General features: G+C 72.5%; 20 protein-coding genes. 14 read left to right on the top strand and 6 right to left on the bottom strand.

Features of this window, described 5'->3' with window-relative positions; translation table 11 throughout:
- Nucleotides 1-781: 781 nt before the first annotated feature.
- The 11 genes from F603_RS0114885 to fabF all read left to right on the top strand — a co-directional run bounded on the left by F603_RS0114885 (nucleotide 782) and on the right by fabF (nucleotide 17,990).
- Entirely contained in the window at nucleotides 782-2,572 is a 1,791-nt protein-coding gene (locus F603_RS0114885; protein ID WP_019546809.1) for a sugar phosphate isomerase/epimerase and 4-hydroxyphenylpyruvate domain-containing protein, read from the top strand.
- Nucleotides 2,573-3,851: 1,279 nt separating this feature from the next.
- Nucleotides 3,852-4,436, top strand: a complete 585-nt coding sequence (locus F603_RS0114880) for a chorismate mutase family protein (protein WP_019546808.1) — start codon at nucleotides 3,852-3,854, stop codon at nucleotides 4,434-4,436.
- A gap of 319 nt (nucleotides 4,437-4,755) precedes the next feature.
- Nucleotides 4,756-5,049 carry a hypothetical protein gene (locus F603_RS0114875; protein ID WP_158678645.1) on the top strand — a complete coding sequence of 98 codons (294 nt, stop codon included), beginning with the start codon at nucleotides 4,756-4,758 and terminating at the stop codon, nucleotides 5,047-5,049.
- A 40-nt stretch (nucleotides 5,050-5,089) separates the two neighbouring features.
- Nucleotides 5,090-6,361 (top strand): sulfite oxidase, encoded by a 1,272-nt coding sequence (locus F603_RS0114870; protein WP_019546806.1) that lies wholly within the window; start codon nucleotides 5,090-5,092, stop codon nucleotides 6,359-6,361.
- Nucleotides 6,362-6,512: 151 nt separating this feature from the next.
- A complete protein-coding gene (locus F603_RS0114865) occupies nucleotides 6,513-7,820 on the top strand; it encodes an HAD family hydrolase (RefSeq protein WP_019546805.1) in 1,308 nt (435 codons plus the stop codon).
- A gap of 294 nt (nucleotides 7,821-8,114) precedes the next feature.
- Entirely contained in the window at nucleotides 8,115-8,858 is a 744-nt protein-coding gene (locus tag F603_RS0114860) for a Mut7-C RNAse domain-containing protein (protein WP_019546804.1), read from the top strand.
- 690 nt (nucleotides 8,859-9,548) lie between these two features.
- Nucleotides 9,549-12,542: a 3-phosphoshikimate 1-carboxyvinyltransferase gene (gene aroA / locus F603_RS0114855; RefSeq protein ID WP_019546803.1), complete on the top strand. Its 2,994-nt coding sequence runs from the start codon at nucleotides 9,549-9,551 to the stop codon at nucleotides 12,540-12,542.
- A complete protein-coding gene (locus tag F603_RS0114850; RefSeq protein WP_019546802.1) occupies nucleotides 12,539-13,747 on the top strand; it encodes an acyl-CoA dehydrogenase family protein in 1,209 nt (402 codons plus the stop codon). The genes aroA and F603_RS0114850 overlap by 4 nt, the downstream gene beginning before the upstream one ends.
- Complete coding sequence (chcA, locus tag F603_RS0114845; RefSeq protein ID WP_019546801.1) at nucleotides 13,744-14,592, top strand: 1-cyclohexenylcarbonyl-CoA reductase; 849 nt, start codon at nucleotides 13,744-13,746, stop codon at nucleotides 14,590-14,592. Before F603_RS0114850 ends, chcA begins: the two co-directional genes overlap by 4 nt.
- Before the next feature lie 67 nt (nucleotides 14,593-14,659).
- Complete coding sequence (locus F603_RS0114840) at nucleotides 14,660-16,693, top strand: oxidoreductase (protein WP_019546800.1); 2,034 nt, start codon at nucleotides 14,660-14,662, stop codon at nucleotides 16,691-16,693.
- Nucleotides 16,694-16,772: 79 nt separating this feature from the next.
- Nucleotides 16,773-17,990, top strand: a complete 1,218-nt coding sequence (fabF, locus tag F603_RS0114835; protein WP_019546799.1) for a beta-ketoacyl-ACP synthase II — start codon at nucleotides 16,773-16,775, stop codon at nucleotides 17,988-17,990.
- A gap of 99 nt (nucleotides 17,991-18,089) precedes the next feature.
- Here fabF and F603_RS0114830 read toward each other — a convergent pair whose 3' ends face one another.
- The 4 genes from F603_RS0114830 to F603_RS0114815 all read right to left on the bottom strand — a co-directional run bounded on the left by F603_RS0114830 (nucleotide 18,090) and on the right by F603_RS0114815 (nucleotide 21,421).
- Nucleotides 18,090-18,974, bottom strand: coding sequence for an Fpg/Nei family DNA glycosylase (locus F603_RS0114830; protein ID WP_019546798.1), 885 nt, complete (start codon nucleotides 18,972-18,974; stop codon nucleotides 18,090-18,092).
- A gap of 92 nt (nucleotides 18,975-19,066) precedes the next feature.
- Complete coding sequence (locus F603_RS0114825; protein ID WP_019546797.1) at nucleotides 19,067-19,915, bottom strand: polysaccharide deacetylase family protein; 849 nt, start codon at nucleotides 19,913-19,915, stop codon at nucleotides 19,067-19,069.
- Between the two features lie 167 nt (nucleotides 19,916-20,082).
- The gene (locus F603_RS0114820) at nucleotides 20,083-20,508 is read right to left on the bottom strand and encodes an OsmC family protein (RefSeq protein ID WP_019546796.1); all 426 of its coding nucleotides are present in this window, start codon (nucleotides 20,506-20,508) and stop codon (nucleotides 20,083-20,085) included.
- 145 nt (nucleotides 20,509-20,653) lie between these two features.
- Nucleotides 20,654-21,421 (bottom strand): hypothetical protein, encoded by a 768-nt coding sequence (locus F603_RS0114815; RefSeq protein WP_019546795.1) that lies wholly within the window; start codon nucleotides 21,419-21,421, stop codon nucleotides 20,654-20,656.
- 204 nt (nucleotides 21,422-21,625) lie between these two features.
- Between F603_RS0114815 and F603_RS0114810 the strand changes: the two genes are divergently transcribed.
- The 3 genes from F603_RS0114810 to F603_RS0114800 all read left to right on the top strand — a co-directional run bounded on the left by F603_RS0114810 (nucleotide 21,626) and on the right by F603_RS0114800 (nucleotide 23,373).
- The gene (locus tag F603_RS0114810; protein WP_019546794.1) at nucleotides 21,626-22,180 is read left to right on the top strand and encodes a glycoside hydrolase family 25 protein; all 555 of its coding nucleotides are present in this window, start codon (nucleotides 21,626-21,628) and stop codon (nucleotides 22,178-22,180) included.
- Between the two features lie 25 nt (nucleotides 22,181-22,205).
- Nucleotides 22,206-22,574 carry a hypothetical protein gene (locus F603_RS0114805; RefSeq protein WP_019546793.1) on the top strand — a complete coding sequence of 123 codons (369 nt, stop codon included), beginning with the start codon at nucleotides 22,206-22,208 and terminating at the stop codon, nucleotides 22,572-22,574.
- 82 nt (nucleotides 22,575-22,656) lie between these two features.
- On the top strand, nucleotides 22,657-23,373 hold the full coding sequence (locus tag F603_RS0114800) for a DUF1707 SHOCT-like domain-containing protein (protein ID WP_051096225.1): 717 nt from the start codon (nucleotides 22,657-22,659) through the stop codon (nucleotides 23,371-23,373).
- A gap of 298 nt (nucleotides 23,374-23,671) precedes the next feature.
- Here F603_RS0114800 and F603_RS0114795 read toward each other — a convergent pair whose 3' ends face one another.
- Together F603_RS0114795 and F603_RS36245 are read right to left on the bottom strand one after the other, a co-directional pair.
- The gene (locus tag F603_RS0114795) at nucleotides 23,672-24,145 is read right to left on the bottom strand and encodes an NUDIX hydrolase (RefSeq protein ID WP_026328426.1); all 474 of its coding nucleotides are present in this window, start codon (nucleotides 24,143-24,145) and stop codon (nucleotides 23,672-23,674) included.
- Between the two features lie 392 nt (nucleotides 24,146-24,537).
- Nucleotides 24,538-25,929: a CoA transferase gene (locus tag F603_RS36245; RefSeq protein ID WP_019546789.1), complete on the bottom strand. Its 1,392-nt coding sequence runs from the start codon at nucleotides 25,927-25,929 to the stop codon at nucleotides 24,538-24,540.
- Nucleotides 25,930-26,105: the final 176 nt, after the last annotated feature.

Below are 26,105 nucleotides of genomic sequence, written 5' to 3'. Positions count from 1 at the left end.
CCGTCGACGGAGCGACGTCCCGCGCCCCCGGTGCCGAGCCGGTCGGTGGTGCGGTCCGTCGCCGGAGGGGCGCCGGGTGACGCACCAGATGGCCAGTAAGGGCTCGACGGATGCTGTCGGCGTTCGCCCCGTGCCGAAGACCATGCATGGGCGCGGACTTGAGACGACGGCTCGTAAGCGTGACGACGTCGCGGGGCTCCGCTCCTTCGCGGGCGGCGTCGCCTCTGCGCCTGCGAGGCGGCTCGGCGGGAGCCGGGAAGATCCCTGTGCCGGGCTACAGGACGCTTCTCGTACGCGCGCGTGCGGATGCGAGAGGGGACGCGCGCGCCGACGGTTTCCCCGAAGCGACATCCTCCTGGTAGGGATAACCAACCAATTCGCGCATTCCTCCCGGAGCGGACGTGGATCAGGACTCCTACCCCCGTGGGTCTCGTCGGGCATCGGCCCCTGGCTCATCCCGATGCTGCACCGGCACGAGGCCGACCGGCACGGCGCACCACCCTCACCGGCTCCTCGCACGCCGACGACCGCCTCCCAAGGCGGCCTGTCACTCGACACGGCCCGCGCCACCTGCCTCGACCCCCGCACACCACCCCCGTGCAATCATCCACGACTTCGACCGATATCCCCGGCAGGCGCGGGATTTCAGGCCGGTCAACGCCGCGTCCGTTCACCGGACGCATCCCGGACGGCGGGGCCACGCTCGCCGACCCCGCACCCGCGGTCGACACCCCCGCACACGCCCCTCTGTGACCCCTACCGCAGTGGAAGGGAGCGCCACGTGCGCACCGCCATCGCAACCGTCAGCCTCAGCGGCTCCCTCACTGAGAAGCTCACCGCCGCCTCCACCGCCGGGTTCGACGGCGTGGAGATCTTCGAGAACGACCTGCTGGCCTCACCGCTCAGCCCGGAAGAGGTGCGCCAGCGCTGCGCCGACCTCGGTCTCCGTGTCGACCTGTACCAGCCGGTGCGCGACATCGAGGCGGTGCCGCCCGCGCAGTTCGCCCGCAACCTGCGCCGTGCCCGGCACAAGTTCCGCACGACGCAGCGCCTCGGCGCCGACACCGTCCTCGTCTCCTCCAGCCTCGACGGGCGCGCGGTCGACGACGACACGCTGGCCGCCGACCAGCTACGTCAACTCGCCCAATCAGCAGCGGAGTTCGGCCTCAAGGTCGCCTACGAGGCGCTCGCCTGGGGCCGCCACGTCAACACGTACGAGCACGCGTGGCGCCTCGTGCGGGACGCCGACCACCCCACGCTCGGCGTCTGCCTCGACAGCTTCAACATCCTCGCGCGCGGCTCGGACCCCGCGGGCATCGAGGAGATCCCCGCGGAGAAGCTCTTCTTCCTCCAGCTCGCCGACGCACCGCTCATGGCGACGGACGTCCTCCAGTGGAGCCGTCACTACCGTTGCTTCCCCGGTCAGGGGGGATTCGACCTGGCCCGACTGCTCCGGCACGTGCTGGCGGCCGGCTACCGAGGCCCGCTCTCGCTCGAAATCTTCAACGACGTCTTCCGACAGGCCGATCCGGGCCCCACGGCCGTCGACGCGCACCGTTCGCTGATCGCGCTCCAGGAGTCCGTCGGCCTCGCGGAGCTGCCGGCGCCGCCACCACCGACCGGGTTCGCCTTCGTCGAGCTCGCCACCCCCGACACGGAGGCGCCCTCCAGCCTGCTGACGGCGCTGGGTTTCGCGCGTACGGGGACGCACCGCACGAAGCCCGTCGCGCTGTGGGAGCGCGGCGACGCCCGCATCCTCCTCAACACCGGTGCAGGCAGCCGTCGGAAGGGGACCGTGCTCGGCGCCCTCGGGCTGGAGACCGAGGAGCCGGCCGAACTGGCGGCCCGCGCCGAAGCGCTCCTGGCGCCCGTACTGCCGCGCAGGAGCGACGGCGAGGATGCGCCGCCGGCCGCGCTCGCCGCGCCCGACGGCACCGAGCTGCTCCTCTGCGCGACGGACAGACCCGAACGCCCGCACTGGCGGCGGGACTTCGACCGCACGGGGCAGCCCGTCCCGGCCGCGCCCGACGTGCACATCGACCACGTCGCACTGATGCAGCCACGGCACCGGTTCGACGAGGCCGCTCTCTTCCACCGTTCCGTCCTCCGACTCGCCCAGCAGGGGAGTGCCGAAGTCGCGGACCCCGAGGGCTTGTTGTACGGCCGCGCGCTCACCAGCGGCGACGGCGGCGTCCGGATCGTGCTCACCATCGGCCCCGCGCCCTCCGACGAAGCTCCGCGCGTCCAGCACGTCGCCCTCGCGACCGACGACGTCCTCGCAGCCGCACGCGCCTTCCGAGAGGCAGGCGGCCGGCTCCTCGCCATCCCCGACAACTACTACGACGACCTGGCGGCCCGCTTCGAGCTGCCGGAGCAAACCCTCGCCGAATACCGGGAGTTGGGCATCCTCTACGACGAGGACGCGCACGGCACCTTCCGCCACTGCTGCACCGCGACGACCGGACGCCTCTTCTTCGAGCTGACGGAACGGCGCAACGGATACCGGGGCTACGGCGCCACCGACGCACCGGTACGCCTGGCCGCGCAGCGTGCGGCGGAGAGCAGGTTGTGAGCATCGCGGCCTCGTCAACGTGTCTCGACGAACGCGGAGTTGTGCGGGTGACGTTCTCGTGGCCTGCGATGCCGAGGCGGAGAAGGTGCGTGGCGGCGCCTGGTGGAGCGGGTCGCCGGTCTCGCGGTTGCAAGGGCGTCCCCTCGGGCGCCCGGCACTGTCGTCCCTCCCGGATCGGGCCCCGCGAGCCGCACCTGTGTGACGCGGACGTGGACGATCTTGTGCGCAGTGCAGTCGTGGAGCACTTGCACGCCCCTGCCCCACACGTCGGTCGTCTACAACTGCCGCAACACGGGGCATTTTCGGGAGCGGACGCGTTCTTGTCCCCACCCACTACGGCCGCAGCATCGCAGCCACTCGCCCCCGGTGTGCGACGAGCCCCGTCCGGCCTGTTGCCGCATGTGCCGTGCCCTACGGGACATCGGCGGCATCAAGGCCGCGTCGACGAGGGCGCCGACGGCCCGACGAACACGCGGAAGCCCGGGGGATGTGCCGTAGGCCCGGCCGGCACAGCACAGTCGGGCCGAGCCAGGTGCCCGTCACGCCGACAAGCACAATGCGTCCGCGCCGCATCCGCGAGCGTGGCAACTGCCGACGCACCCTGGTCGCGCAGACCGCACGGAGGCGGACGGCGGGCAGCACAGCGAACGTCGCGAGGGCAGGAGCACAGGGAGGCGGACCAGGCGGCGAGCCACGGGAGGGCGCCGCCGTCGACACCCACCTCCTGGGTGCGCCCAGAAACCGCTGCCTCGGCCGGTCCCGCACCTCGTGGGGACGAGCGTGGTGAAGGGCCGTGCGTGCGACGATCCGCACAGGATAGCTGCGGGAAGCCGTTCCCGAGCCCGGAGCCGTCGCCACGGTGTCCGCAGCTCGGGAGGCCGGTCCCCGGTCATGACGCTACGAAGAAGCCGCTGAGCCAAGGATTACCGCCAACGGCGTATGCCTAGCATGCAACCGGCGCCGCCCTACCGCCCACTGCCGGCCCCGCCGCCAACCGGCCTTCCTCACCTGGCGGTTGGGCAGCACGGGACACCACACCCGCCGCCGCGCGGCAGGAATCCTCTCGGCCCCGCACGGTCCCGGGGCGACGAGCACGGCGAGCTGACCACGGCGAACTACCCACTATCCGTGCCCACTTGGCTCCTTCCATGGGGCGGACGAGTAAAAGGCAGCCATCACCAGCCCCCGCGCCCCCCCGCGGCAAGAGCCCGATTACCCCTCGCCTTCCCGCTCGTTGAAGAGCCCGGACCGACCGCCCCGACCACCGAGGAGCCCGCCCGTGTCCGCGAGCCCGAGCCGCAAGGCCGTCCCCGTGTCAGCAGCACTCGTCACCGCGGCCCTCCTCGTCGGCGGGGCTGCGTTGGCCGAAGGCCGACAGGTGTCGGTCGGGCCGGAGACGCTCGGTCCCGTTGTGGAGGTTTCCGCCGACCGGCTCGCTGTCGCCGACCGCGCCGCCGCGGTCAAGTGGTACGAGTCGGGCCGGACCGACGACCCCGAGAGGGAGCGGCGGGTGCTGGAGGAGGCGCGGGGCGCGGGGATCAGGCCCGAGCCGGTTGCGCGGGTCTTCAGGGACCACATCGAGGCCGGCAAGAAGGTACAGCGCGGTCTCCACGAACGCTGGCAGGAGGGCGCCGGCCGTACGCCGGCGCGCCCCGAGGGAGGACTCGCCTCCGTACGCGAGGAGATCGACCGCGCCGACCAGAAGCTCGTCGACGCCCTCGCCGAGGCGGCGACCGCCCGTTCGGCACCGTACTGCCGCGCGCGTACCGAAGGCGCCGCCGCCCGCCTCGGCGAGGACAGGCGGTGGGACGCCCTCCACCGGGACGCGCTCGCCCGAGCAGTCGCCTCGGTCTGCAAGGTGTGACCGGTCCAACCCGCCCGCACGGCGGGGGATTTGCGGTCGCGTGAACCCCCGTGAACTCCGCGGACTCCGCCTTGACCTGCGTCGCCGGCCCTCGCGATGCTCGACGGCATGACCGCAGCGACCCGCCTCGCCGCCCGCCGCCCCGCTCCGGGCAGCCGCGTCCGGGCCACCTGTCGGCCCGGCCCCACCGCGGCCTGACCGGCGCCCCACCGACGCGCCCACCGTGCACGCCGCCGCACCCGCCATCCGTCCCGCCCGGCAGTTGACGCCCCTCGTCCGCGGTCCGCCTCCCGCGCCGTCCGTCTGGAAGGACGCACCCGTGCCCGTGAGCCAGCCGTCGCCCGCATCCGTGCCGGTACACACCGTCGGCGGCAACGCCGATGCCCTCGGCGAGGGGGTCCGCCTCGGCAGTGACCTCGACGAAGCCACCGTGGCCGAGCTCCCCGGCGCGCTCCTCGCGCGCAAGGTGCGACCACGGGCGCGGGCTCCGCCGCTCCACCGTCGACGGCGACGTTCCGGTCGCCCCGACGGGCGGTGCTGCCGCCCGAGCGCCCCCGTGGATCTATCGGAGCCGGAGTTCGGCGCCGCCTCCGGGGCGTCGACCCCCGCCTGAACCGGGGCGCACGCGCCCGCACTTCGCACGAGAGGAAACCATGGAACGGCACACTCCGTCGGCGCGGGAGCGCGCCTACGACACGGGAAGGCGCCGGCAGTGGCTCGCCGGCGAGGCGCGCGCCGAAGGGGTGAGTCGACGCCGTCTGCTCACGGTGCTCTCGGCGGCCGGCGTCCTGGCGCCGCTCCTCACGGCGCCGGGCGCGCACGCCGCGCCGGCGCGCAGGACGGCGGCACCGGGCATCGTCAAGCCGCTGCCCGAGCATCTCTTCACGGTGCGCGGCACCAACGCGGAGACGAGGTTCGAGGCGCTGCGCGGCACAGGACTGCACACCCCGGCCGACCGGTTCTTCGTGCGCAACCACACCGAGACACCGCAACTCGGCACCACCGACTGGTCGTTGCGTCTCTGGGGCAGCGGCCTGCGGGGCGGCCCGGTCGAGTTCGGTCTCGACGACCTCAAGTCCTTCCGCGCATACGAGCGTTCGGCGCTGATCGAGTGCGCGGGGAACGGACGCAGCCTCTTCACCGAGCAGCAGGGGCAGGAGGTGACGGGCACTGCCTGGCGCCTCGGGGCCGTGGGCAGCGGGCGCTGGCGCGGGGCCCGCCTCGCCGACGTGCTCCGCGCCGCGGGTGTCACGGAGCACGCCGTCGACGTGATGCCCCGCGGGCTCGACCCCGCCTACGTCGACGACGGTGTCGACCAGGGCCGGGTCCGCCGTCCGCTGCCGCTCGCCAAGGCGCTCGAAGACGTCCTCCTGGCCTACGAGTTGAACGGCGAGCCGCTCCCGTACGACCACGGCCACCCGGTCCGCGTCGTGGTCCCCGGCTGGGTGGGGATCTCCTCGGTGAAGTGGGTGGGCGACATCGAGGTCTCCGACGTTCCGCTCTACTCCCCGTGGAACACCGACACCTACCGCCTCTTCGGCCCGTCCTACCCGCCGGAGGGGAGCGCGCCGCTCGCCGAGCAGACCCTCAAGGCGGCCTTCGAACTGCCCTGGCAGGCCCGACTTCGCGGTGGCGCCGAGCAGATGCTCACCGGACGCGCGTGGTCGGGCAGGGGAGGCGTGGACCGGGTGGAGGTCTCGACCGACGGCGGGAAGCGGTGGCGCCCCGCGCGGCTCCACGATCGCGCGCGGAGCGCGCAGTGGGTGCGCTGGTCGCTGCCTTGGCGCCCCCAGCGCACCGGCGACGTCGAGCTGCTGGCCAGAGCGTATGACACGGCGGGACGCGTCCAGCCGGAACGGACGGTCTTCAACGAGCAGGGCTACCTCTTCTCCGCCGTCGCACGGCATCCGGTGCGCGTCGTCTGAAGGGGCTCCGCCGAACGGCTTCGGCCGACGTCAACCGGTACGCATATGTAACACGTATGTGTCCGCGGGATGTACGGTGCATGCCATCGGGCCGGCGCCCTGCGCGTACCGGCCCGTTGTCCTGGCTGCCCACGGCACAACGGAGGGGTACATGCGCAAGAGATCCCTGCTCGCCACGGTCGGCGCTGCGGCGGTCGCGGTGGTCACCGCGACCGCCCCCGCGACCGCGGCACCGGAGACGACCGACCACGCAAGCGGAGGCGGCGGGAGCGTCCACTGCCCGCAGCTCTCCAAGGAACTGGAGTGGCACGGCGACAATCGTGAGCGCCTCCAGCAGGTGATCGACGAGCGCGGGCGCTGCCACGACCACGGGCGATCCGGCCACGGCCAGCGACCCGTCGCGGCGTTCGACTGGGACAACACCATCACCAAGAACGACACCACCGACACCGTCCTCGCCTGGGCCCTCGAACACGACAAGATCCTCCGCCCGGCGAAGTGGACCGACATCAACAAGTGGCTGACGCCCGCGGCCGATCGAGCGCTCACCGAAGCCTGCGGTACCGACGTCCCCGTGGGCGCCCCGCTCCCGACGTCGACCAACATCGACTGCACCGACGAGATCTTCTCCCTCCGCACCGAGGCGAAGACGATGGCGGGCGACGAGGGCTTCGAGGGCGAGTGGAACCACCGCCGCACGGTGCCCGAGTACGCCTGGGTCGGGCAGCTCTTCGCCGGTCACACCGTGAGCGAGCTCCGCCACTACGCCTCGCAGGCGCGGGACGAGTGGCTCGCCGCCCCCGTCGGCGCCGAGCGCCAGGTCGGCAGCCACACGATGCACGGCTACGTCCGCTACTACGACCAGCAGCGCGACCTCATCAAGACCCTCCAACGTGCGGGCTTCGAGGTCTACATCGTCTCGGCAGGCGTCGAGCCGGTCACCGAGCAGTGGGCGGAAGGCGTCGGCATCGACCGCAAGCACACCATCGGCATCCGCAACATCACCGACCGCGGGCGACTGACGCCGTACAACGAGGGCTGCGGCGACGAGAAGCGGGTGGTCCACGGCGACTCCATCCCTTACATCGACGGCAAGCGCTGCTGGATCAACCAGGAGATCTACGGCGTCCACGGCGCCGACGCCTGGGAGCGGCAGGCGTGGCACAAGCGGATCGCCGTCGGTGGCGGCGACGCGGACACCGACGTCACCTTCGTCGACGACGCCACCGGCGCCCACCTCGTGCTCAACCGCAACAAGAACGAGATCAACTGCCGTGCGTACGACAACGAGGACGGCCGCTGGGTTCTCAACCCGATGTTCATCGACCCCGAGCCGCGGATGAAGGGCACCTACCCCTGCTCCACCGAGGGGTACACCAACCCCGACGGCTCCCTGGGCCCCGTCCTGCGCCACGACGGTTCCGTCATCCCCGACCAGCGGGACACCATCCACGGGTGATCCGGACGTCGGCGCCCGCTTCCCGTGGGAGCGGGCGCCTTCGCCGCGCCGACGACTCCGGTGCGCCGCACGGGAGTCGGGACGCCGGGCGGCGCCGTCAGCGTGGTGACGGCGCCGCCCGGCTCACGCCGTCGGGGCGCACGTCTTCTCACTCCGCGGCCCGGCCGCTCGGGGCGGCCGCTCGCCGTACCCCACGGAGCGCCGCCCCGTCGCCCGCGGTACCGCCCGTACCCTGTGCCGGATGAGACCCACCGCCTCCGCCTTTCGCCCCGGTGGCGCCCGGAGCACCGCACCGTGACCGCAGGGCCGCACCGCGCGCCCGTGCGACTGGAGTTCGCGCAGCCGCTCCGGTTCTTCCTGCGGGCACGCGAGCGGGCCACGGGCGAGGTCGCCTCGCCGTGGGACGGCACCTCGACGCTCGGGCACCATGTGCAGTCGGCCGGTGTCCCGCTCACCGAGGTCGGACGCCTGAGCACGGACACCGGCGCCGTCGGGCCGGGCGAGCAGCCGCCGCCGGGGGCGCGGGTCCACGTAGAGCCCGTCGCACGCCCGCAACGGCTCCCCGAGGGCGAGCGGTTCGTCCTCGACGTCCCTCTCGGTGCCCTCGCCCGCCGCCTCCGCCTGCTCGGCGTCGACACCGGCTACCGCAACGACGCCCCGGACGACGCGCTGCTCGCCGAGGCCGACGAGTCGGACGCCTTCCTCCTCACCCGGGACCGCGGACTGCTGCGGCGGCGCGCCCTCCGCCACGGCGCCTACGTCCGCGGCAGCCGCCCCGACGACCAACTCGCCGACGTGCTCGACCGGTTCGCGCCGACCCTCGCCCCGTGGACCCGCTGCCCCGTGTGCAACGGCGTCCTCGCCCCCGTCGAAAAAGCCGAGGTCGCCTCGCTGCTTCCCGCGGGCACCCGCCGTACCTACGACGTCTTCGCGCGGTGCTCCTCCTGCGCCCGCGTCTACTGGCGCGGCGCCCACGCCGCGCGCCTCGACGCGATCGTCGCGGCCGCCACGGAGGGCGACGGGCCCCCAAGCGGATGAGTCCGTGCGGCAGCCCACCGCACGGTCCCCAACTCCCGTGGCCTGACTCCCAGTCAGGTCGAGCCGGCCACCCCCTCGGAGATCGTTGCATCATGCATTTGATATACCGGAGGGCATGATCGAGCTCTTCCGAACAGCACGCGGCGGTCACACACCGCCCGGCCTCGGGCTCGTCATCCGGGACGCCCACCGTGGGGCTCCTGCCACGACCTCGCCGGCCAGCAACTGGCCCCTGTGCCGCGACAGCAGCTCGCACCGTGCCCCAGTCCACCGGATGCGCTGCCCCTCCCTGCCAATGCACGGAACGAAGACCTAGAACACGTCGAAGCGCTCCGCCCGGCGTCGGCCTGCGGGCCGTGCGCCCGGTCCTGCGCGCCCGCGCCTGCGTCCGTGAACTCCCGTGCCTTGCAGGGCGAGACGGGGCTCCGGACGCGCAACGCGCCGCTGCGAACCCTCCCGCGCCCCTGCCGTACACCCGCGCGCCTGCGGTCAACTGCGTGCTCGTTGATTCATCCGCGGGGAGGAGTCCGAGCGTGTCTCCCGAGCCAGGACGGCACGGCGCCGCGCGGTGGAGCCCCACGCTCGCCAGGATGCGGGGCGTCCCTCAGCCCCGACTACCGACGACCGTTCCTCATCCGCCCTAGGCACGCCCTCCGCGTGCCGCAACCATGGGTATGGGAAGCACAACCGATGCATCTTCTTGTCAAGGGAACCCGGCAGCAGCTCCGTGGCGAAGTCCAGGTGCCCCACTCCAAGTACCACGCGCACCGAGCGCTGATCCTCGCCTCGCTCGCCGAGGGGACCAGTGTCGTGCGCGGCCTCTCCGACGCGCGCCACGTCCACTACACCGTCCAACTGCTGCGCGGCCTCGGCACCCGGATCGAGAGGGACGGCGACGCGTTCGTCGTGCACGGTGGGCGCTACACCCCCCGGCGCTCCACCGTCTCGGCCGGGAGCTCGGGGAGCACCCTGTACTTCATGATCGGGCTCGCCTCGCTTGCGGAGAAGCCGGTCACCGTCACGGGGCAGAAGTACTTCAAACGGCGCCCGGTCGGCCCGCTCCTCGACGCGCTCGGCGCCATGGGCGTCCGCCTGACGTCGGCCGAGGGGTGCCCGCCCGTCCACGTCGAGGCGCGGCGGCCCACCGGCGGCCACGTCCGCATCCCCGGCACCCTCTCGCAGTGGGTCTCCGGGCTCATCCTGCTGGCGCCCTTCGCCGAGGGGCCCACCGTGATCGAGGTCGAGGGCGCGCTCAACGAGCGGCCCTACCTGGAGCTGACGGTGGCGATGATGCGCAGGTTCGGCCTCCGCGTCGACGTCGCGGACGACTGGCGCACCTTCACCGTGGAGGGCGAACAGCGGGCCGCCCCCACCGAGCTGACGCTCCCGCCGGACATCGGCTCGGCCGCCTTCGGCGTGGCGGCCGCGGCGCTCCACCCCTCCGACGTCCTCCTCCGCGGCATGACGCGCCTCTCCGGCGACGCCGACCACCCCGAGGCGCACTTCCTCGACCTCGCAGCCCGGATGGGCGTCCCGATGGAGCTCGACGAGACGGCCGGCGGCGTCCGCATCCGGCACGACGGCGTCGACCTCAAGGGGATCGACGTGGACTGCCGCGAGGTCCCCGACATGCTGCCGATCCTCTCGACCCTGGCGACCTTCGCGCAGGGCGAGTCGGTCTTCCGGCACGTCGCGCACACCCGCCTCAAGGAGTCGGACCGCGCCGCCGCGATGCTCCAGCTCAATGCCATGGGAGGGCAGTTGGAGCTTGCGGGGGAGACGCTGCGGATCGCGGGCGGCGCCCGGCGGCTCGTCGGAGCCAAGCTCTCCTCCTTCAACGACCACCGCGTGCTGATGTCCCTCGCGGTCGCCGCCTCCCGTGCGACGGGCAGCTCCACGCTCACGTACCCGCACGCCTACCGCATCTCGTACCCGACGTTCCTCGAGTCGATGAACACCCTCGGCATCCCCATGTCCGTCGAGGGCGGCCGTCCCGCGACGAAGTCGGCCCCCGACACCTCGCGCCCCGAAGAGGCCGCCCGCCTCACCCTCCCCGAGTGGGTCGAGCGCCGCGCCGCCGAGCGCCCCGACGAGACGGCCGTCGTCGACGTACGCGAAGCCGGCTCGCAGCGGCTGAGCTGGTCCGAACTCCGCGACCGCAGCGACCTGATCGCCCGGCTCCTGCTACGCCTCGGCGTCCAACCGGGCGAGGCCGTCGCCTTCCAGCTCCCGAACACCGCCGAGTTCACCGCCATCGCGCTCGCCTGCCTCCGAGTCCGCGCCACCTGCTGCCCGATCATGCCGATCTTCCGCGCGCGCGAGACGGCGTTCACCCTCCGCCGCTCCCGTGCGCGGGTGCTCCTCGTCCCCGACGAGTTCAAGGGGCGCCGCCACGCGGCAGAAGTTGCGTCCATGGTGGGCGAGTCGGCGGACACCGGCCGCCTCGGCCACGTCGTCGTACTGCCGCAGCACGGCGGTGAGGCGGAGCTGCCGCACGTCGCCGGCGCCGCGGCGGACGTCGAATGGCACGACTGGGAACGTGCCCTCGCCGCAACACCCGCCGACCGCACGGCACTCGACGCGATCACGCCGCGCCCCGACGACATCGGCCAGCTCCTCTTCACCTCGGGCACCACGGGCGAGCCCAAGGGCGTCCTCCAGCGCGGCGACGCCCTCACGCGGGCCGTGTCGATGGAGATCAAGCACCTCGGGCTCACCGGACAGGACACCGTCTGGGTGCCCTCGCCGCTCGCCCACCAGACGGGGTTCCTCTACGGGATGTGGCTCGCTCTCGTCCTCGGCGTACCGCAGATCGTGCAGGCCGAGTGGTCACCGCGGCTGGCGCTCGACTCGCTGCGCAGGCACCGCGCCACCTTCGTCCAGGCGGCGACGCCGTTCCTCATGGACCTCGTCCGCGCCGTCGAGGAAGGCGAGCGGTCCCCGCAGAGCCTTCGCCTCTTCGTCGCAACGGGTGCGACCGTCCCGCGCGGCCTCGCCGAGCGCGCGGGGCGCGTCCTCGGCACCACGGTCCTCGGCGCGTTCGGCTCCACCGAGACCTGCCTCGCCGCCCTCGCCGCACCCGGCGACGAGCCGGCGCAGCGCTGGGGCACCGACGGCCGCGCCCTCACCGGCGTACGCCTCCGCGTCACCGACGACCGCGGCTCCGAACTCCCCGCCGGCACCGAGGGGAACTTCGAGATCCTCTCGCCGACCGTCTTCGACGGCTACCTGGAGCGCCCCGACCTCACGGCCGAGGCATTCACCGACGACGGCTGGTACCGCACGGGCGACCTCGCCACGATCGACGCCGCCGGGTTCCTGCGCATCACAGGGCGGGTCAAGGACGTCGTCAACCGCGGCGGTGAGAAGATCCCGGTCGCCGAGGTGGAGCAGCTCCTCCACGACCACCCGTCCGTCCGCGACGTCGCGATCGTCGCCATGCCGGACGACAGGCTCGGCGAACGCGCCTGCGCCTTCGTGGTGCTGGAGGACGGCGCCGGGCTGGAGTTCGCGCAGATGCAGAAGTACCTCGACTCCCACCAGGTCGCCAAGCAGTACTGGCCGGAGCGACTGGAGCCGGTGGCCGGGGCGCTGCCGCGCAACGAGGTGGGGAAGATCCAGAAGTTCCTGCTGCGGGAGCGGGCACGCGCCCTGCGTCCGCAGCGCGAGGAGGGAAGCAAGTGACCGACACGACCCGAGGAGAACAGCCGGTGACCGAGGCGGAGTTCGCCGCACTCAAGGACCGGGTCGCCGCCTGGGTGACCGGGCCCGGGGAAGAGTGGGCCGAGCGGATCGAGGCGAGCGGCGAGGTACCGGAGGAGCTCTGGGCCGAGCTGCGCGGACACGGCTTCCTGCGGATGGCCGCGCCCGTCGAGTACGGCGGGTTCGGGCTCACCTTCCCGCAGTGGATGGAGCTGATGGAGGTCTTCTCCCGGTCGCACGGCTCGACGCGGATGATCGTGCACGTCGTCAACGGGATCTGGCGGGCCATGGACCCCTTCGCCGACGAGGAGCAGCGCAAGAAGTTCGTCCTGCCGGCGATCTCGGGCGACATCAAGATCGCGTTCACGCTCACCGAACCCGGCAACGGAACGGGCGCCGACATCACCTCAACGGTGGTCCGCGAGGGCGACACCTACTACCTCACCGGACACAAGCACCTCATCACCTTCGGCGTCCGCTGCGACTACTACCTGCTCGCCGCCCGCGTCGACGGCACCACGGGCCACGAGGGCACGGTCGCGCTGCTCGTCCCGCGGCACGCGGAGGGCGTCCACGCCGAGGACACCTCCCGGACGATGGGCGTCACCGGGACCGACCACGCCGAGATCCGCTTCGACCGCACCCCCGTGCCCGTCGCCCACCGGCTCGGCAGGGAGGGCGAGGGCCTCGACGTCGCGCTCGGCGGGTTCCTCACCCCCTCGCGCATCTCGGTCGGGATGAGCTGCGTCGGACTCGCCCAACGTGCACAGGAGTTGGCGCTCGACTACGCCGAGCGGCGCGTCTCCTTCGGCAAGGCGCTCAGCCGCCGCCAGGCCGTGCAGTTCATGCTCGCCGAGAACGCCGCGGACATCGAGGCGGCGAAGCACCTCGTCCTCCATGCGGCACACAGGTTCGAGGAGGGCGGCGACGACGCCTCGATGCTCTCCTCCATGGCGAAGATGACCGCCGTCTCCATGCTCACCCGGGTCACCGACAACGCCCTCCAGGTGCACGGTGGTCTGGGCTACTGGAAGACCAGCCCGATCGAGCGGGTCTACCGGGACGCACGCGCACAGCGCTTCGAAGAAGGCACCAACGAAATCCAGAAGACCGTCGTCTTCCGCGAGTTGACCCGCCTGCGCACGCAGTCGGCCGACGCGGCGACGGCGCAGGGAGGGGCGAAGTGACACCGACACCCGACAGCGGAGAGACCGCGGCGCCGACGAAGGTGGCGCTGATCACCGGCGCCTCGCGCGGCATCGGCAGGCAGCTCGCGCTCACCCTCGCCCGGCGGCACGGCGCGACGATCGCCGTCAACTACAAGAGGAACAACGACCTCGCCGAGAAGACCGTCTCCGACATCGAGGCGGCCGGCGGCAGCGGCTTCACCGTCCAGGCGGACGTCGAGACCGAGGAGGGCATCGAGGCGCTCTTCGACGAGGTCGCCCGCCGCTGCGGCCGCCTCGACTGGTACGTCAACAACGCGGCGGCGAGCGCCTTCAAGAACATCGTCGACCTCAAGCCCCACCACCTCGACCGCTCCTACGCGATGAACCTGCGCCCCTTCGTCCTCGGCGCGCAGCAGGCGCTGACGCTCATGGACGACGGCGGCCGCATCCTCGCGCTCTCCTCCTACGGCAGCGTCCGCGCCTACCCGACGTACGCGACGCTCGGCGCGATGAAGGCCGCGATCGAGGCGTGGGTCCGCTACATGGCCCTGGAGTTCGCGCCGTACGGCGTCAACGTCAACGCCGTCAACGGAGGGCTCATCGAGTCCGACTCGCTGGACTTCTTCTACGGAGTCCCCGGGATGCCCTCCATGGAGACCGTCCTCGACCGCATCCCCAAGCGCCGCGCCGGCACCGTCCAGGAGGTCGCCGACACGCTCGCGTTCCTGCTCGGCCCCGAGTCGGAGTACATCACGGGACAGACCCTCGTCGTCGACGGCGGCCTCAGCGCCGTCGCGCCGCCGTTCTTCGCCGACGCAGGGCCCGAGCTCCAGTTGCCGCCGAGGCCGCACCGCAGCGAGTGAAGGACCGCGCGGCCCCGCCGGACCGGGGCCGCGCGTCCCCGCAGGCAGGACAGACCGAGGAGTCTCCGTGTACCCACACGTCCTGCGCCCCGGCACGATCGGGACGCTCCCCCTCGCCAACCGCGTCGTGATGGGCGCGATGCACCTCAACCTGGAGGCCCTCGACGACGGCGGAGCCGCGCTCGCCGCCTTCTACGCCGAACGCGCCCGCGGCGGCGCCGGCCTCCTCGTGACGGGCGGCAGCGCCGTCAGCGAGACGGGCGCAGGAGGCCCCGGCTACAGCCTCGTCAACGACCCCGCGCACGGCGACGCGCTCGCCCGCGTCGCCGCCGCCGTCCACCGCGAGGGCGGCCGCATCGCGCTCCAGCTCTTCCACGCGGGCCGCTACGCGCTCCTCGACGACCGCACACCGCTCGCCCCCTCCGCCGTCCACAGCAGGTTCTCCGGCACCACCCCGCGCGCCATGACGCCGTCGGAACTCGCCTCCACAGCAGCCGACTTCGCCTCGGGCGCACGCCGGGCCAGGGAACTCGGCTTCGACGCCGTCGAACTCATGGGCTCCGAGGGATACCTCCTCAACCAGTTCCTCGCGCCGCTCACCAACCGCCGCACCGACGCCTGGGGCGGGGACGCCGAGCGCCGCCGCCGCTTCCCGCTGGAGGTCCTCGACGCCGTGCGCGACGCCGTCGGGGCCGACTTCCCCGTGCTGTACCGGACTTCGGGTGCCGACCTCGTCGAGGGCGGCACCCCGCCGGAGGAGGCGGAGGCGTTCTGCGTGGCGCTCGCCGAGCACGGGGCCGACGCCGTCGACGTGGGCGTCGGGTGGCACGAGTCGCGTGTGCCCACCGTGCAGGCGGTCGTCCCGCCCGGTGCCTGGGCGCGGTACGCCGAGTCGGTGCGCAAGGCGCTCCACGCCGCAGGGCACGGGCGGGTGCCGGTGATCGCCTCGAACCGCGTCAACCGCCTGGAGCAGGCCGAGGAGTTGGCGCGCGGCGGCCTCGACTTCGTCTCCATGGCCCGGCCTTTCCTCGCCGATCCGCAGATCGTCGCCAAGTCCCGTGCGGGCCGCACCGAACTCGTCGTCCCCTGCCTCGGCTGCAACGAGGCGTGCATCGACCGCTCTTTCGGCACCGAGCGCGTCTCCTGCCTCGTCAACCCGCGGGCCGGCCACGAACTCGACTTCCCCGAGCGCGTGTCCGCCGCTCCGCGCCGCTTCGCCGTCGTCGGCGCAGGCCCCGCCGGGCTGGAGGCGGCCCGCGCGCTCGCCGCGCTCGGCCACCGCGTCGAGGTCTTCGAGGCGGCGGCCGAGGCCGGGGGGCAGTTCACCCTCGCCCGACGCGTCCCGGGCAAGGAGGACTTCGGCACCGCGATCCGCACCTGGGAGGCGGAACTCGCCCGCCTCGGCGTCCGCCTCCACCTGCGTCGCCGTATCGGCCTCGGCGACGTGCCCCTGCTGCGCGGCTTCGACGGCGCCGTACTCGCCACCGGCGTCACCCCGCGCCTCCCTACGCTGCCCGGGTGGGCGCAGGCCCGACTCCTCACCTACGCCGAGGCGTTCGCGGCGCCCGAGGAGCTCGGTGAGCGGGTGCTCGTCCTCGGCGGCGGAGGCATCGCCGTCGACCTCGCCCACTGGCTCGTCTCCCCGCAGCGTCCGCGCACCGCCGAGGAGTTCCTCACCGAGCACGGGCTCGCCGACGGGCCGCGGCCGGAACCGGCGTCGCGGAGCGTCACCGTCGCCCGGCGCGGCAAAAGGATCGGCGCCGGCATGGGCCCGAGCACCCGCTGGGCCGTGGTGGGCGAACTCCGCTCCCGCGGCGTCGAGTTGCTCACCGGCGTCACGTACCACGAGGTGACCCCCGACGGGGTCCTGCTCACCGACGCGGAAGGCACCAGGCGGCTCGTCCCGGCCGACACTGTCGTCACCGCGCTCGGACAGGAGCGGGAGCGCAGCCCGCTCCCGGCGCTCCGGGCGGCCGGCGTCCCCTACGAAGTCGTCGGCGGCGCCGCCGACGCCGCGGGCCTCACGGCGGTGCGCGCCACCGCCGAGGCGCTGCGCGCAGCACACCGGCTCGCCGCCGCCGAGCCGGTGCCGTCCGGCTGAAGCCCGCCGGACCGTCCCACCCACGGCACCGCCGAGTGCCGGAACCACAAGGAGAAAGCAGCAAGTGTCCCGACAAGCAGTGGTGACCGGGATCGGCGCCGTGACGCCGGTCGGAAACGACCGGGAGAGCAGCTGGGAGGCGCTCCGCGAGGGCCGCTCCGGCGTCGCCCGGATCACGCGGTTCGACCCGACGGGGCTGCCCACCCGCATCGCGGCCGAGGTCAAAAACTTCGACCCCGCCGCCTACCTCGACCGCAAGCGGATGCGCCGCTCCGAGCGCTTCTCGCAGTACGCGGTGGCCGCGGCCCGCGAGGCCGCACAGGACGCGGGGCTCACGGACGTGGAAGACCCCGAGGGCCGGATCGGCGTGCAGATCAACAACGCCGTCGCCGGCTTCCCCGGCATCGAGGCCGCGACGGACACCATGCACACCGAACCCCGGCGGGTGAGCCCGTACTTCGTCTCCTCGGTGATCCCCAACATGCCGGCGTGCGAGGTGGCGATCGACCTCGGCGTGCACGGCCCCGTCAACGCTTCGGCGCTCGCCTGCGCCAGCGGCGTCCACGCCCTGCTGGAGGCGCGGCGCACGATCCTCGCCGGGGAGGCCGACGTCGTCATAGCGGGCGGCACCGACTCCGCCCTCACCCGGGTGATGTTCGCCGGGCTCAGCAACATGGGCGCCCTCTCCGCCAACAACGACGACCCCGAGCACGCCAGCAAGCCTTTCGACGCCGAGCGGGACGGCTTCGTCTTCGGCGAGGGCGCCGTCGTCCTCGTCGTGGAGTCGGCCGCACACGCGGAGGCCCGCGGCGCCGCCCCCTACATGGAAGTCGCGGGCGGCGCCCTCACCTCCGACGCCTTCCACGTCAGCGCCCCGGACCCGCAGGGCACCTTCGCCGAGGCGGCGATGCGAAGAGCCCTCGCCAACGCGCACGTCGCCCCTGCCGAGGTCGACTACATCTGCGCGCACGGCACGGCCACCCGGATCAACGACCGCCTGGAGACGCGCGCGATCCGCGCGGTCTACGGCGAGGCGGCCGACGGTCTCCTCGTCAGCGCGCCGAAGTCGATGGTCGGCCACATGATCGGCGCCTCGGGCGCCCTCTCCTCGATGGTCACGGCGCTCGCCATCCGCGACGGCGTGGTGCCGCCCACGGTCAACCTCGGCACGCCCGACCCCGAGTGCGACCTCGACTACGTCCCCAACACCGCGCGCAAGGCACACATCCGCACGGGCGTGGTCAACGCGTTCGGCTTCGGAGGCCAGAACGTCGTGGCGGTCTTCCGGCAGGTGTGAGGTCCCACGCTGGTCGGCCCGGTGACGCGACCCCGCACGGCGGAACGCGTCACCGGGCGGGCTCGTGTGCGCGTGCCGGGCAACGGCCGTCGTACGGCCTCACTTGAGGAGCCTGGACATCCGCCGGTCGGCGAGCGGCTTTCCGCCGGTCTGGCACGTCGGGCAGTACTGGAGCGAGGAGTCGGCGAACGAGACCTCGCGGATCGTGTCACCGCAGACCGGGCACCGCTCGCCGGTGCGGTCGTGCACCCGCATCCCCATACGCTTGCCTGCCTTGAGCTCGTCGGCGGGGAGCGCACGGGCGCGCTCCACGGCCTCCCGCAGGGTCTGCTGCGTCGCGTCGTGGAGCCGGCCGACCTCCTCCTCCGTGAGCTGCGAGGCGACCTTGAAGGGGGACGTTTTCGCCGCGTGCAGGATTTCGTCCGAGTACGCGTTCCCGATGCCGGCGATGACGGCCTGGTCGCGCAGGAGGCCCTTGATCCGGTGGCGTTGGCCGCGCAGTAGCGCCGCGAAGTCCTCCCGCGTGAAGTCGGGCGCGAGCGGATCGGGGCCGAGCCGTGCGACACCGGGGACCTCGGCCGGGTCCCCGACGACGTAGACGGCCAGCCGCTTCTGCGTCCCGGCCTCCGTGATGTCGAAACCGGGGCGCCCCTCCCCGTCGAGCTGCACGCGCAGCGCCAACGGCCCCTTGCCGGGACGCGGCGGCGCCTCGGGCAGTGTCTCGCGCCACCGGAGCCACCCGGCGCGCGCGAGGTGCACGACGAGGTGCAACTCCTCGCCCCCGCCCGGCTGCCGCATCCCCAGGTCGAGGAACTTGCCGTGCCGTGCCGCCCCTTCGACGACGCGTCCGCGCAGGGCGCTCGGCGGCGGGTCGTACGTCTTGAGCACGCTCACCGCCACGGGCAGCACGCGCTCCACGGTGTGCCCCGTCGCTCTCTCCTCCAGGAAGCCTCGCAGGGCCTCGATTTCGGGCAGTTCGGGCATGTCACGCTCCGGGTGCGAGGGTGCGGAGGTGTACCGAGCGTACGGCCGTCGCGCCCGGCGAGCCGGTTCCTGGGCGCCGCGTCGCCCGTGCGTCAGGGGAGAGCCGGCGTGTATCCGGCGGCGAGAAGCTGCGGCAGGTAGGCGGAGAGCGCGGATGCGCTTTGGGAACGGTCCCCGCCGCCGTCGTGGTTGAGAACGATCGTTCCAGGGGCGACATCCTTCATCACGGCGTTGATGATGTGCTCGCTCCCCGGCATCGACCAGTCCTGGGTGTCGAGGGACCAGCCGAGCGGCTCCATGCCGAGCTCGGCGCAGATCCGCAGCGTCGGCCCGTTCCAGTCGCCGTACGGTGCACGCGCCCAGGTGGGCGGGGTGCCGACCGTCCGCGCGATCAGCTCGCTAGTGCGCTCCAGTTCGCTGCGGGCCTCGGCGACCGGGATCGCGGTGAGCTGCCGGTGGTTCCAGGTGTGGTTGGCGATGAGGTGGCCCTCGCGGGCGACCGAGCGAAGCACGTCGGGGAACTGCTCCGCGGTCTCTCCGATCACGAAGAAGACCGCCCTCACCCCGTGGCGGCGCAGCGTCTCCAGGATCTCCGGGGTGTACCGCGGGTCGGGTCCGTCGTCGAAGGTGAGCGCCACCCGGCGGCCCTTGCCCGAGAGCGAGTACTGCGCGTGCGTGCGCACCTGGGGGTGGACGGAGGGCGCTCCGCGCGAGGTCTCGCCCTCGATGGGGCGCAGTCGGTACGGCGACCGGCCGCCGTCGGGCGAGGCGGTGCTCGGCGCCTTGGGGTCGGCGGGGGCGCCCGCCGCGTCGGGGGCGGCCGGGCCGCCTTGCGTCGATGTCTCGTCGGAGCCGAGGACCGCGCGTCCGACCGTGCTGCCGAGGGCCGCGGCGCCGAGGCCGATGCCGAGCACGCTCCGCACCAGACGCCGCCGGTCCACCGGATTCGTATGCTTATCAGACGTCATGTCTCCGTGCTGCCACGCCTCACGAGGCGGGCGGCGGCGGCGCGCCCGGCGCCTGCGCAAAGTACACCCGGCCGGTCCTCCGCACGCCGCGGGGGCGCCCGGAAACCGGACGCCCCCGCGGCTCGGTCGAGCCGGCCGACTCAGACCAGCTTTGCCGTGTGCGTGATCGTCGTCCCCGCCAGCGCCTGGCTCACCGGGCAGTTCGCCTTCGCCTCCTCGGCCGCCCGAAGAAAGGCGTCCTCGTCGATCCCCGGCACCTCGCCCTCGACGGAGAGATGGATGCCGGTGATGCCGGTGCCCGGCTTGAGGGTCACCGCCGCGTGGGTGGTCAGCTTCGTGGGCGGCGTGCCCGCGCTGTTGAGGCCGTTGGAGAGCGCCATGGAGAAGCAGGAGGAGTGCGCCGCCGCGATCATTTCCTCGGGGCTTGTCTTGCCGTTCGGCTCCTCGGCGCGCGAGGGCCAGGAGACCTGGTACTCGCCGAGTCCCGAGGAGTCGAGCGAGACGACACCGGAACCCTCCGTCAGGTTGCCGGTCCAGACGGTGTGCGCATTGCGCGTCGTCGCCATGGTGGACACCTTTCTCTCGCCCGCGCAGTCCGGGCGCGTGGATATACGGACTTGGTACCGCCGGGCGGCGCTTCGACCGCCCGACTGCCGACCGTACCGCCTCGCGTCACCACGGCACGCCGAGCTGCCGCCCTGCGCAGGGCTTTCAGCCGCGCAGGGCGGCGAGATGGTGGACGGCGGCCTGTGCGTAGGCGATGCGGTGGTCCAAGCGGTCGTCGTCCCAGCGGTAACTGGTCTGCTGATAACGGTAGATGAGTGCGGGGCGGCGTGCTGCGCCGTCACGGGTGCGCCAGACGATGCGGCTCGGCTGGCCCCAGACGCTGATGCCGAGACTGTCGTCGAACGTCAACAGGCCCACGAGGAGCGACAGCAGGAAGAGAAGCAGCCAGAACGGGGAGAGCAGCGCGAACGTGAACCAGCCGGGGAGGGTCCCCTTGTGGCCGGTGAGCGGGGGCCGTCCGTCGGGGAAGGCGATGCGCCAGTACGAGCGGTGCGGTCTGTGCGGTCTGTGGCGGCTGAGGGTGCACAGCACGGTGCCGTCCGGCTCCAAAACGGTGTAGCGGTCGGGTGCCCGGTCGGCGGAGGGCTGCTCGGGGCGGACGGAGCACAGTGGGGAGCCGTCGGGGGCGTCGAGCTCCAGGTGCGGAGGGAGGGTGCTGCTCTCGCTCAACCTCCGCATGCGGTCCTCGACTTCGGCGACGGTCACTTCCGAGGCGTGGGCCTCCGACACGGACTCGCTGCGGGGTGCGGCTGCCGAGTCGCCGTCGGGAAAGTGGAGGCGGATGCGCGCCGAGGTGTGCTCCGCGCGGTGCTCGCCCGCCGGCAGGACCATGAAACGGGCGCCGTCCGTCCAGGCGTCGGCGTGCGCCGCGGTCGCGCCGTCGATCTCTATCGTGAAGTCCCGGCGTGCCATGGTGCTCCCTGAGGTGACTCGACGGTTCCGTGTTCGAGGGTCGATTGTGCCGGGCAGCGCGAGGCGGCCGTTGCGCGGCTACCGGTTCCGGGGTCGAACGGCGGTTCCTGGACCCGATGTTCGGTTCCGGCGGGCGGTAGGGGGCCTTTCGCGGCGGGTATCCGACGGGGGCAAGGCGCACATGGCTACGGAAGGGGCCATCACATGATCAAGGGGATCGACGTCTCCTCGTACCAGTCGGAGAAGTACGACACCGAGGGCATGGACTTCGTCTTCATCAAGATCACGGAGGGTCGCAGCTACACCAACCCGAAATGGGTCGCTCAACGCAAGACGGCGAGGGACGCGGGGCTCGTCACGGGCTTCTACCACTTCGGTCGCGCGGGGAACGTCACCGAGCAGGCCGACTACTTCCTCTCGAAGATCAACCTCGTCGCCGGGGACATGCTCGTCCTCGACTGGGAGGACCCGGGCGTCAGCAACGCGAGCAAGGACAAGTGGATCAAGTACGTGCAGAAGAAGCGCCCCGACCACAAGGTGCTCCTGTACTGCAACACCGACTTCTGGCTCAACCGCGACACCACCTCCTTCGCCGGTGACGGCCTCTGGATCGCGCACTACAACGGCAAGCCGGGGAAGCCGGGGATCAAACACTCCTGGCGTTTCCACCAGTACACGGACAAGCCCGTCGACACCAACCTCGGGCATTTCGAGAGCCGTTCGTCTCTCCGCAAGTGGGCGGGCGGCAGCGCAGGGTGACCGCCGGGCAGATACGCTCCCGGGCATGCCCGAACCCAACTCGACAGCTCCCACGGACGGATCAGCGACGGCGAGCGACGACGTCGAACCCCTCGACGAGCCGGGCGGCGACCCGCCGGGCTCCGACGCCCCGCTGCGCCGGCTGACCCCGCGGCAGGCGCGCCGCGTACGGATACTCCTCTCCGCGGTGGTCATGCTCGCGGTCGCGATCGCGCTCGTCGTCCGGCTGGGGAGCGCGCCTTCCGTGCTGACCGTCGGCTTCTACGGCATCGCGCTCATACTCTCCGGGGCCGCGATCGGACTCAGCAGGCGCGGACGGACGCGGGTGGCGACGGGTGTGCTCGGGCTCGGATTCCTGCTCGTCCTCGGCGGTGAGTGGCTGTTGCGGGGATGAGGTGCAACTTCTCGACTTCGCGGCTGCGTTGAGGGCGCCGTGACGCCGCGTCGGGGGCGGGCTTCGCACGTAAGCTGAGTGCATGACAGAGGAGACGCCCGGCATGCGGGCCTCGGACGCCGAGCGGGAAGAGACCGCGGAAGTACTCCGGCAGGCGTTGGCCGAAGGGCGCCTGACCATGGAGGAGTTCGACGAGCGTCTCGACAGCGCCTACGGCGCGCGCACCGACCGGGAGCTCGAGCGGCTCGTCCGCGACCTCCCCGCGGGGGTCGCACGCGCGGGTCGCGACGTCGTGCCCGCGGACGCACACGGGGCGGGCACCGCGGAGAGAGCCGATACGCGCCGACGCTGGGCGAGCCGGATAGGCGGCGAGCCGAGTTCTCGATGGGGGCTCGGGCTCTTCGGGGGCTTCGTCCGCCGGCGGTCCTGGACGGTGCCCCGGCTCTTCACCGGCGTCGCGTTGCTGGGAGGCGGCCAACTCGACCTGCGTGAGGCCAGGTTCGAGGGCAGCGACGTCAAGATCCGCTGCTTCGCCTTCTGCGGCGGCATCCAGGTCACGGTCGGCCCGGACGTCGAGGTGGACGTCACGGGCATCGGTGTCATGGGCGGCTTCGAAGCCGGTGCCGTGGGCCCGGGCGAGCCGGGGGCGCCGCGGATCGTCGTCACCGGGCTCGCGGTGTGGGGAGGCGTCGGCGTGGAGCGGAAGCCGGTGCGACCTGATGACGGGGAGGCGGAGGGACGCAGGACCTCGTTGGAGAAAGGGCAACGGGGGGAACTGCCGGGAGCGGGAGGGCAGTAGGGGGCTTCACGGGGGAGTGCGCTCGGCTGGTCGGCTTGGGGATCGGAGCGGCGGTGACTTGCCGGCAGTCGCAGGCACTACTCAACTTGGCCCACGCACGGGGATGGAGTCCTGCGCGGCGTCTTCCGGGTTTGTCGTAGCGAAGATGTGGCCATCAACGCCCCATCAGCTTCCCCCGGTTCGTTTCTCGCCAGACGCTTGCCGCCCGCAGTGAGCACGACTCCGCACGAAGTTGCAGGGGCGTATCGGCCGGTCATGAGTCGGACGGCGGTCGAGCAGGCGAGATGTGGTGGTCGGCTCAGTGCTGGATCAGGCCGCCGACCGGGAGGGGTGCGACGTGGCCGGTTGCCGGCAGTGTCCGGGCCAGGGCGAGTCCGGTATCGACAAGCGATGACCTGCGTAGGCCGGCGACTTCCGCAAGCGGAGTCCAGACGGACTCGGCGATCCCGCCGTTCGGCTCGGGCCGGAGCTGGCCGCCCGTGATGCGTACCTGGTAGAAGATGCCGACGTTCTGGTGTTCCGGCCCGCCGGGGATGGCACGTTCGGCTGCCGGGATGGTCCTCGAATCCACGCCCAGCAGGCGTTCGACCACCGCGTCGTATCCGGTCTCCTCGGCGACCTCCCGGACCACCGTGTCGAAAGGATCTTCCGTGTGCTCGACCCTGCCGCCTGGAAGAGTCCAATTGGGTTCGCCTTTCGGCGATACGAGACAGGAAAGCAGCACCCGCCCGCCCTCGATGCACACCGCGTACGCCGCCAGTCGGAGACTCATCCTGCACACCTCCTCACCGGATGCTGTTCCGACGTCCACAATCCACGCATCGCTCGTCTTACTCGCCCGTCTGCCGCGACTCGGTCGGTCGCACCGGCCGCGACTTGGACTTGCTGGAGCAGACGTTGCCACGTCCCGTTCGCCGACCACAGCCGGTGGTTCGTAAACCGCCTTTACGGCCTGACCGTCCGCCCAAGTCGCGGTGATCGCCCCCGAGTCCTTACCCGACGCAGGGTCCGTCCCGCCGCTCATCCGCCCGTGCTCCCGCCACCTGCCACAATGCCCGTCCCAAGCGGTGGCAACGGCCCACCCGGGGTCCCACAGGTCTCCCCGTCCCGGGTTGTGCTCATCGACCAGCACACGGCACGGCCACGTGATCGGTCGGACAAGTTTTAGTCGGGGCGCCTCCATTCGCAGGCGTCGGCCCCGAAAAGGGAAGGAGGCCGGATCCAGTCCGTGATGGGCTCGGGAGGCTGCGGGCCCGGACAGTGCTGGGCGATCGGCGAGGGTACGTAGCGCAGGCGGCCGAGTGGGCTGTCGGTTTCGCGGAGGACCGGAGCGGCTTCGTCCTGAGGGCCGTCGCTCGGTTGTGGCTCGTGGGGGAGTTCGTCGGTGAGCCAGGCGGCGGTGCGGGCGAGTGAGAGGTGGAGCACTCTGGAGCCGGGCGTGCCGGTGCGCTGGTCGGTGAGTGAGCGCAGGACGGCTGCCGCGAGGAGATACCCGGTGGCGTGGTCGAGCGCTTGCACCGGCAGGGCACCAGGGGCACCGTCGGGGGCGGCCTCGAGGGAAGCGATGCCCGTCGCCGTCTGCACGAGGCTGTCGAAACCGCGCCTGTGTCGCCACGGGCCCGACTCGCCCCACGCGCAGAGGCGGCCGACGACCAGCCCCGGCCTGCGCGCGGCGAGGGCTTCCGGCGTGCACCCGAAGCGGTCGAGGGCTGCAGGGCGGTAAGCGGTCAGCACGACGTGAGCCTCGGCGAGCAGGCGCTCCAGAGCGTTTCGGCCTTCCCTGCCGGCGAGGTCCAAGGTGGCGGAACGCTTGCCGAACCCCGTGTCCGCCCAGGTGTCCGGGAGTTCGGGCAGGTGCGGCGGGTCCAGCCGCAGGACGTCGGCGCCGAGCGCGCCGAGGGTCCGAGTGGCGACGGGGCCGGCGACGACGCGGGTGAGGTCGAGGACTCGCAGACCGTCGAGGGGCCCCGCAACCGCGGCCCGCCCGAGCGCCGCCGGTGGCTCCTCGTCGAGGCGAGCGGTGCGCACCAGCGGGCGAGTCGACTCGGCGATCCGCTGCGGATGCTGCGACCACGCCTCCGGCGAGCGAAGAGCGAAGGCGAGGCCACCACCGGCGCAGACCGTCTCCTCGACCTCCGCCGCCGTCCGCCGGGCGATCTCGGTACCGAGCCGCTCGACCACGGCCTGCTCCTCGGAGTCCGTCCCGGGAGCCGGCTCGGATGAGAGCCCGAGTGCCCGGAGCAAACGTGCCCGGTGGTGCGGGTAGTTGGCGTGAGTGCGGACCCAACCGTCAGCCGTCGGCCAGAACCGTGAGAGGGCTGCGAAGGCCGACACCGCGCGGCCGTCGACACGGAGGTGCCTGTCGCTCGCGAACGCGGACGCCACGGCCGCGTCGTCCACCGTCGCGTAAGACGCGCCGGGCCCGGGCGAGCGCACCTCTGTGAACTCGGCCGCCGCCAGGGAACATGCGGCGACGGAGCAGGTAGCCAGCCCCTGCACCGGGAGCGCGGAGGGCAGCAGGCCGGAGCGTCGACGGTGTGCGAGGCGCGGAAGCATTTCCGGGTGTCCTCCGAGCGCGGACCACGCTTGTCGGACGCCTACCGGGACATCGTCCGTCGCAGCGGGCGTGGGACTGCGAGAGTCCGAGTGCGGGTGCATCGCCGGTCTCCTGATGCCTTCACGGCCCGGGCGGAAACACGGTGCAAGGACCGGTGCGTTGCGCCGGGGTCGGG

The organism is Streptomyces sulphureus DSM 40104 (assembly GCF_000381025.1).
Taxonomy (GTDB): domain Bacteria; phylum Actinomycetota; class Actinomycetes; order Streptomycetales; family Streptomycetaceae; genus Streptomyces; species Streptomyces sulphureus.
The sequence above is the reverse complement of the archived record's forward strand: the minus strand, read 5'-3'. Positions and strand labels throughout refer to the sequence as shown.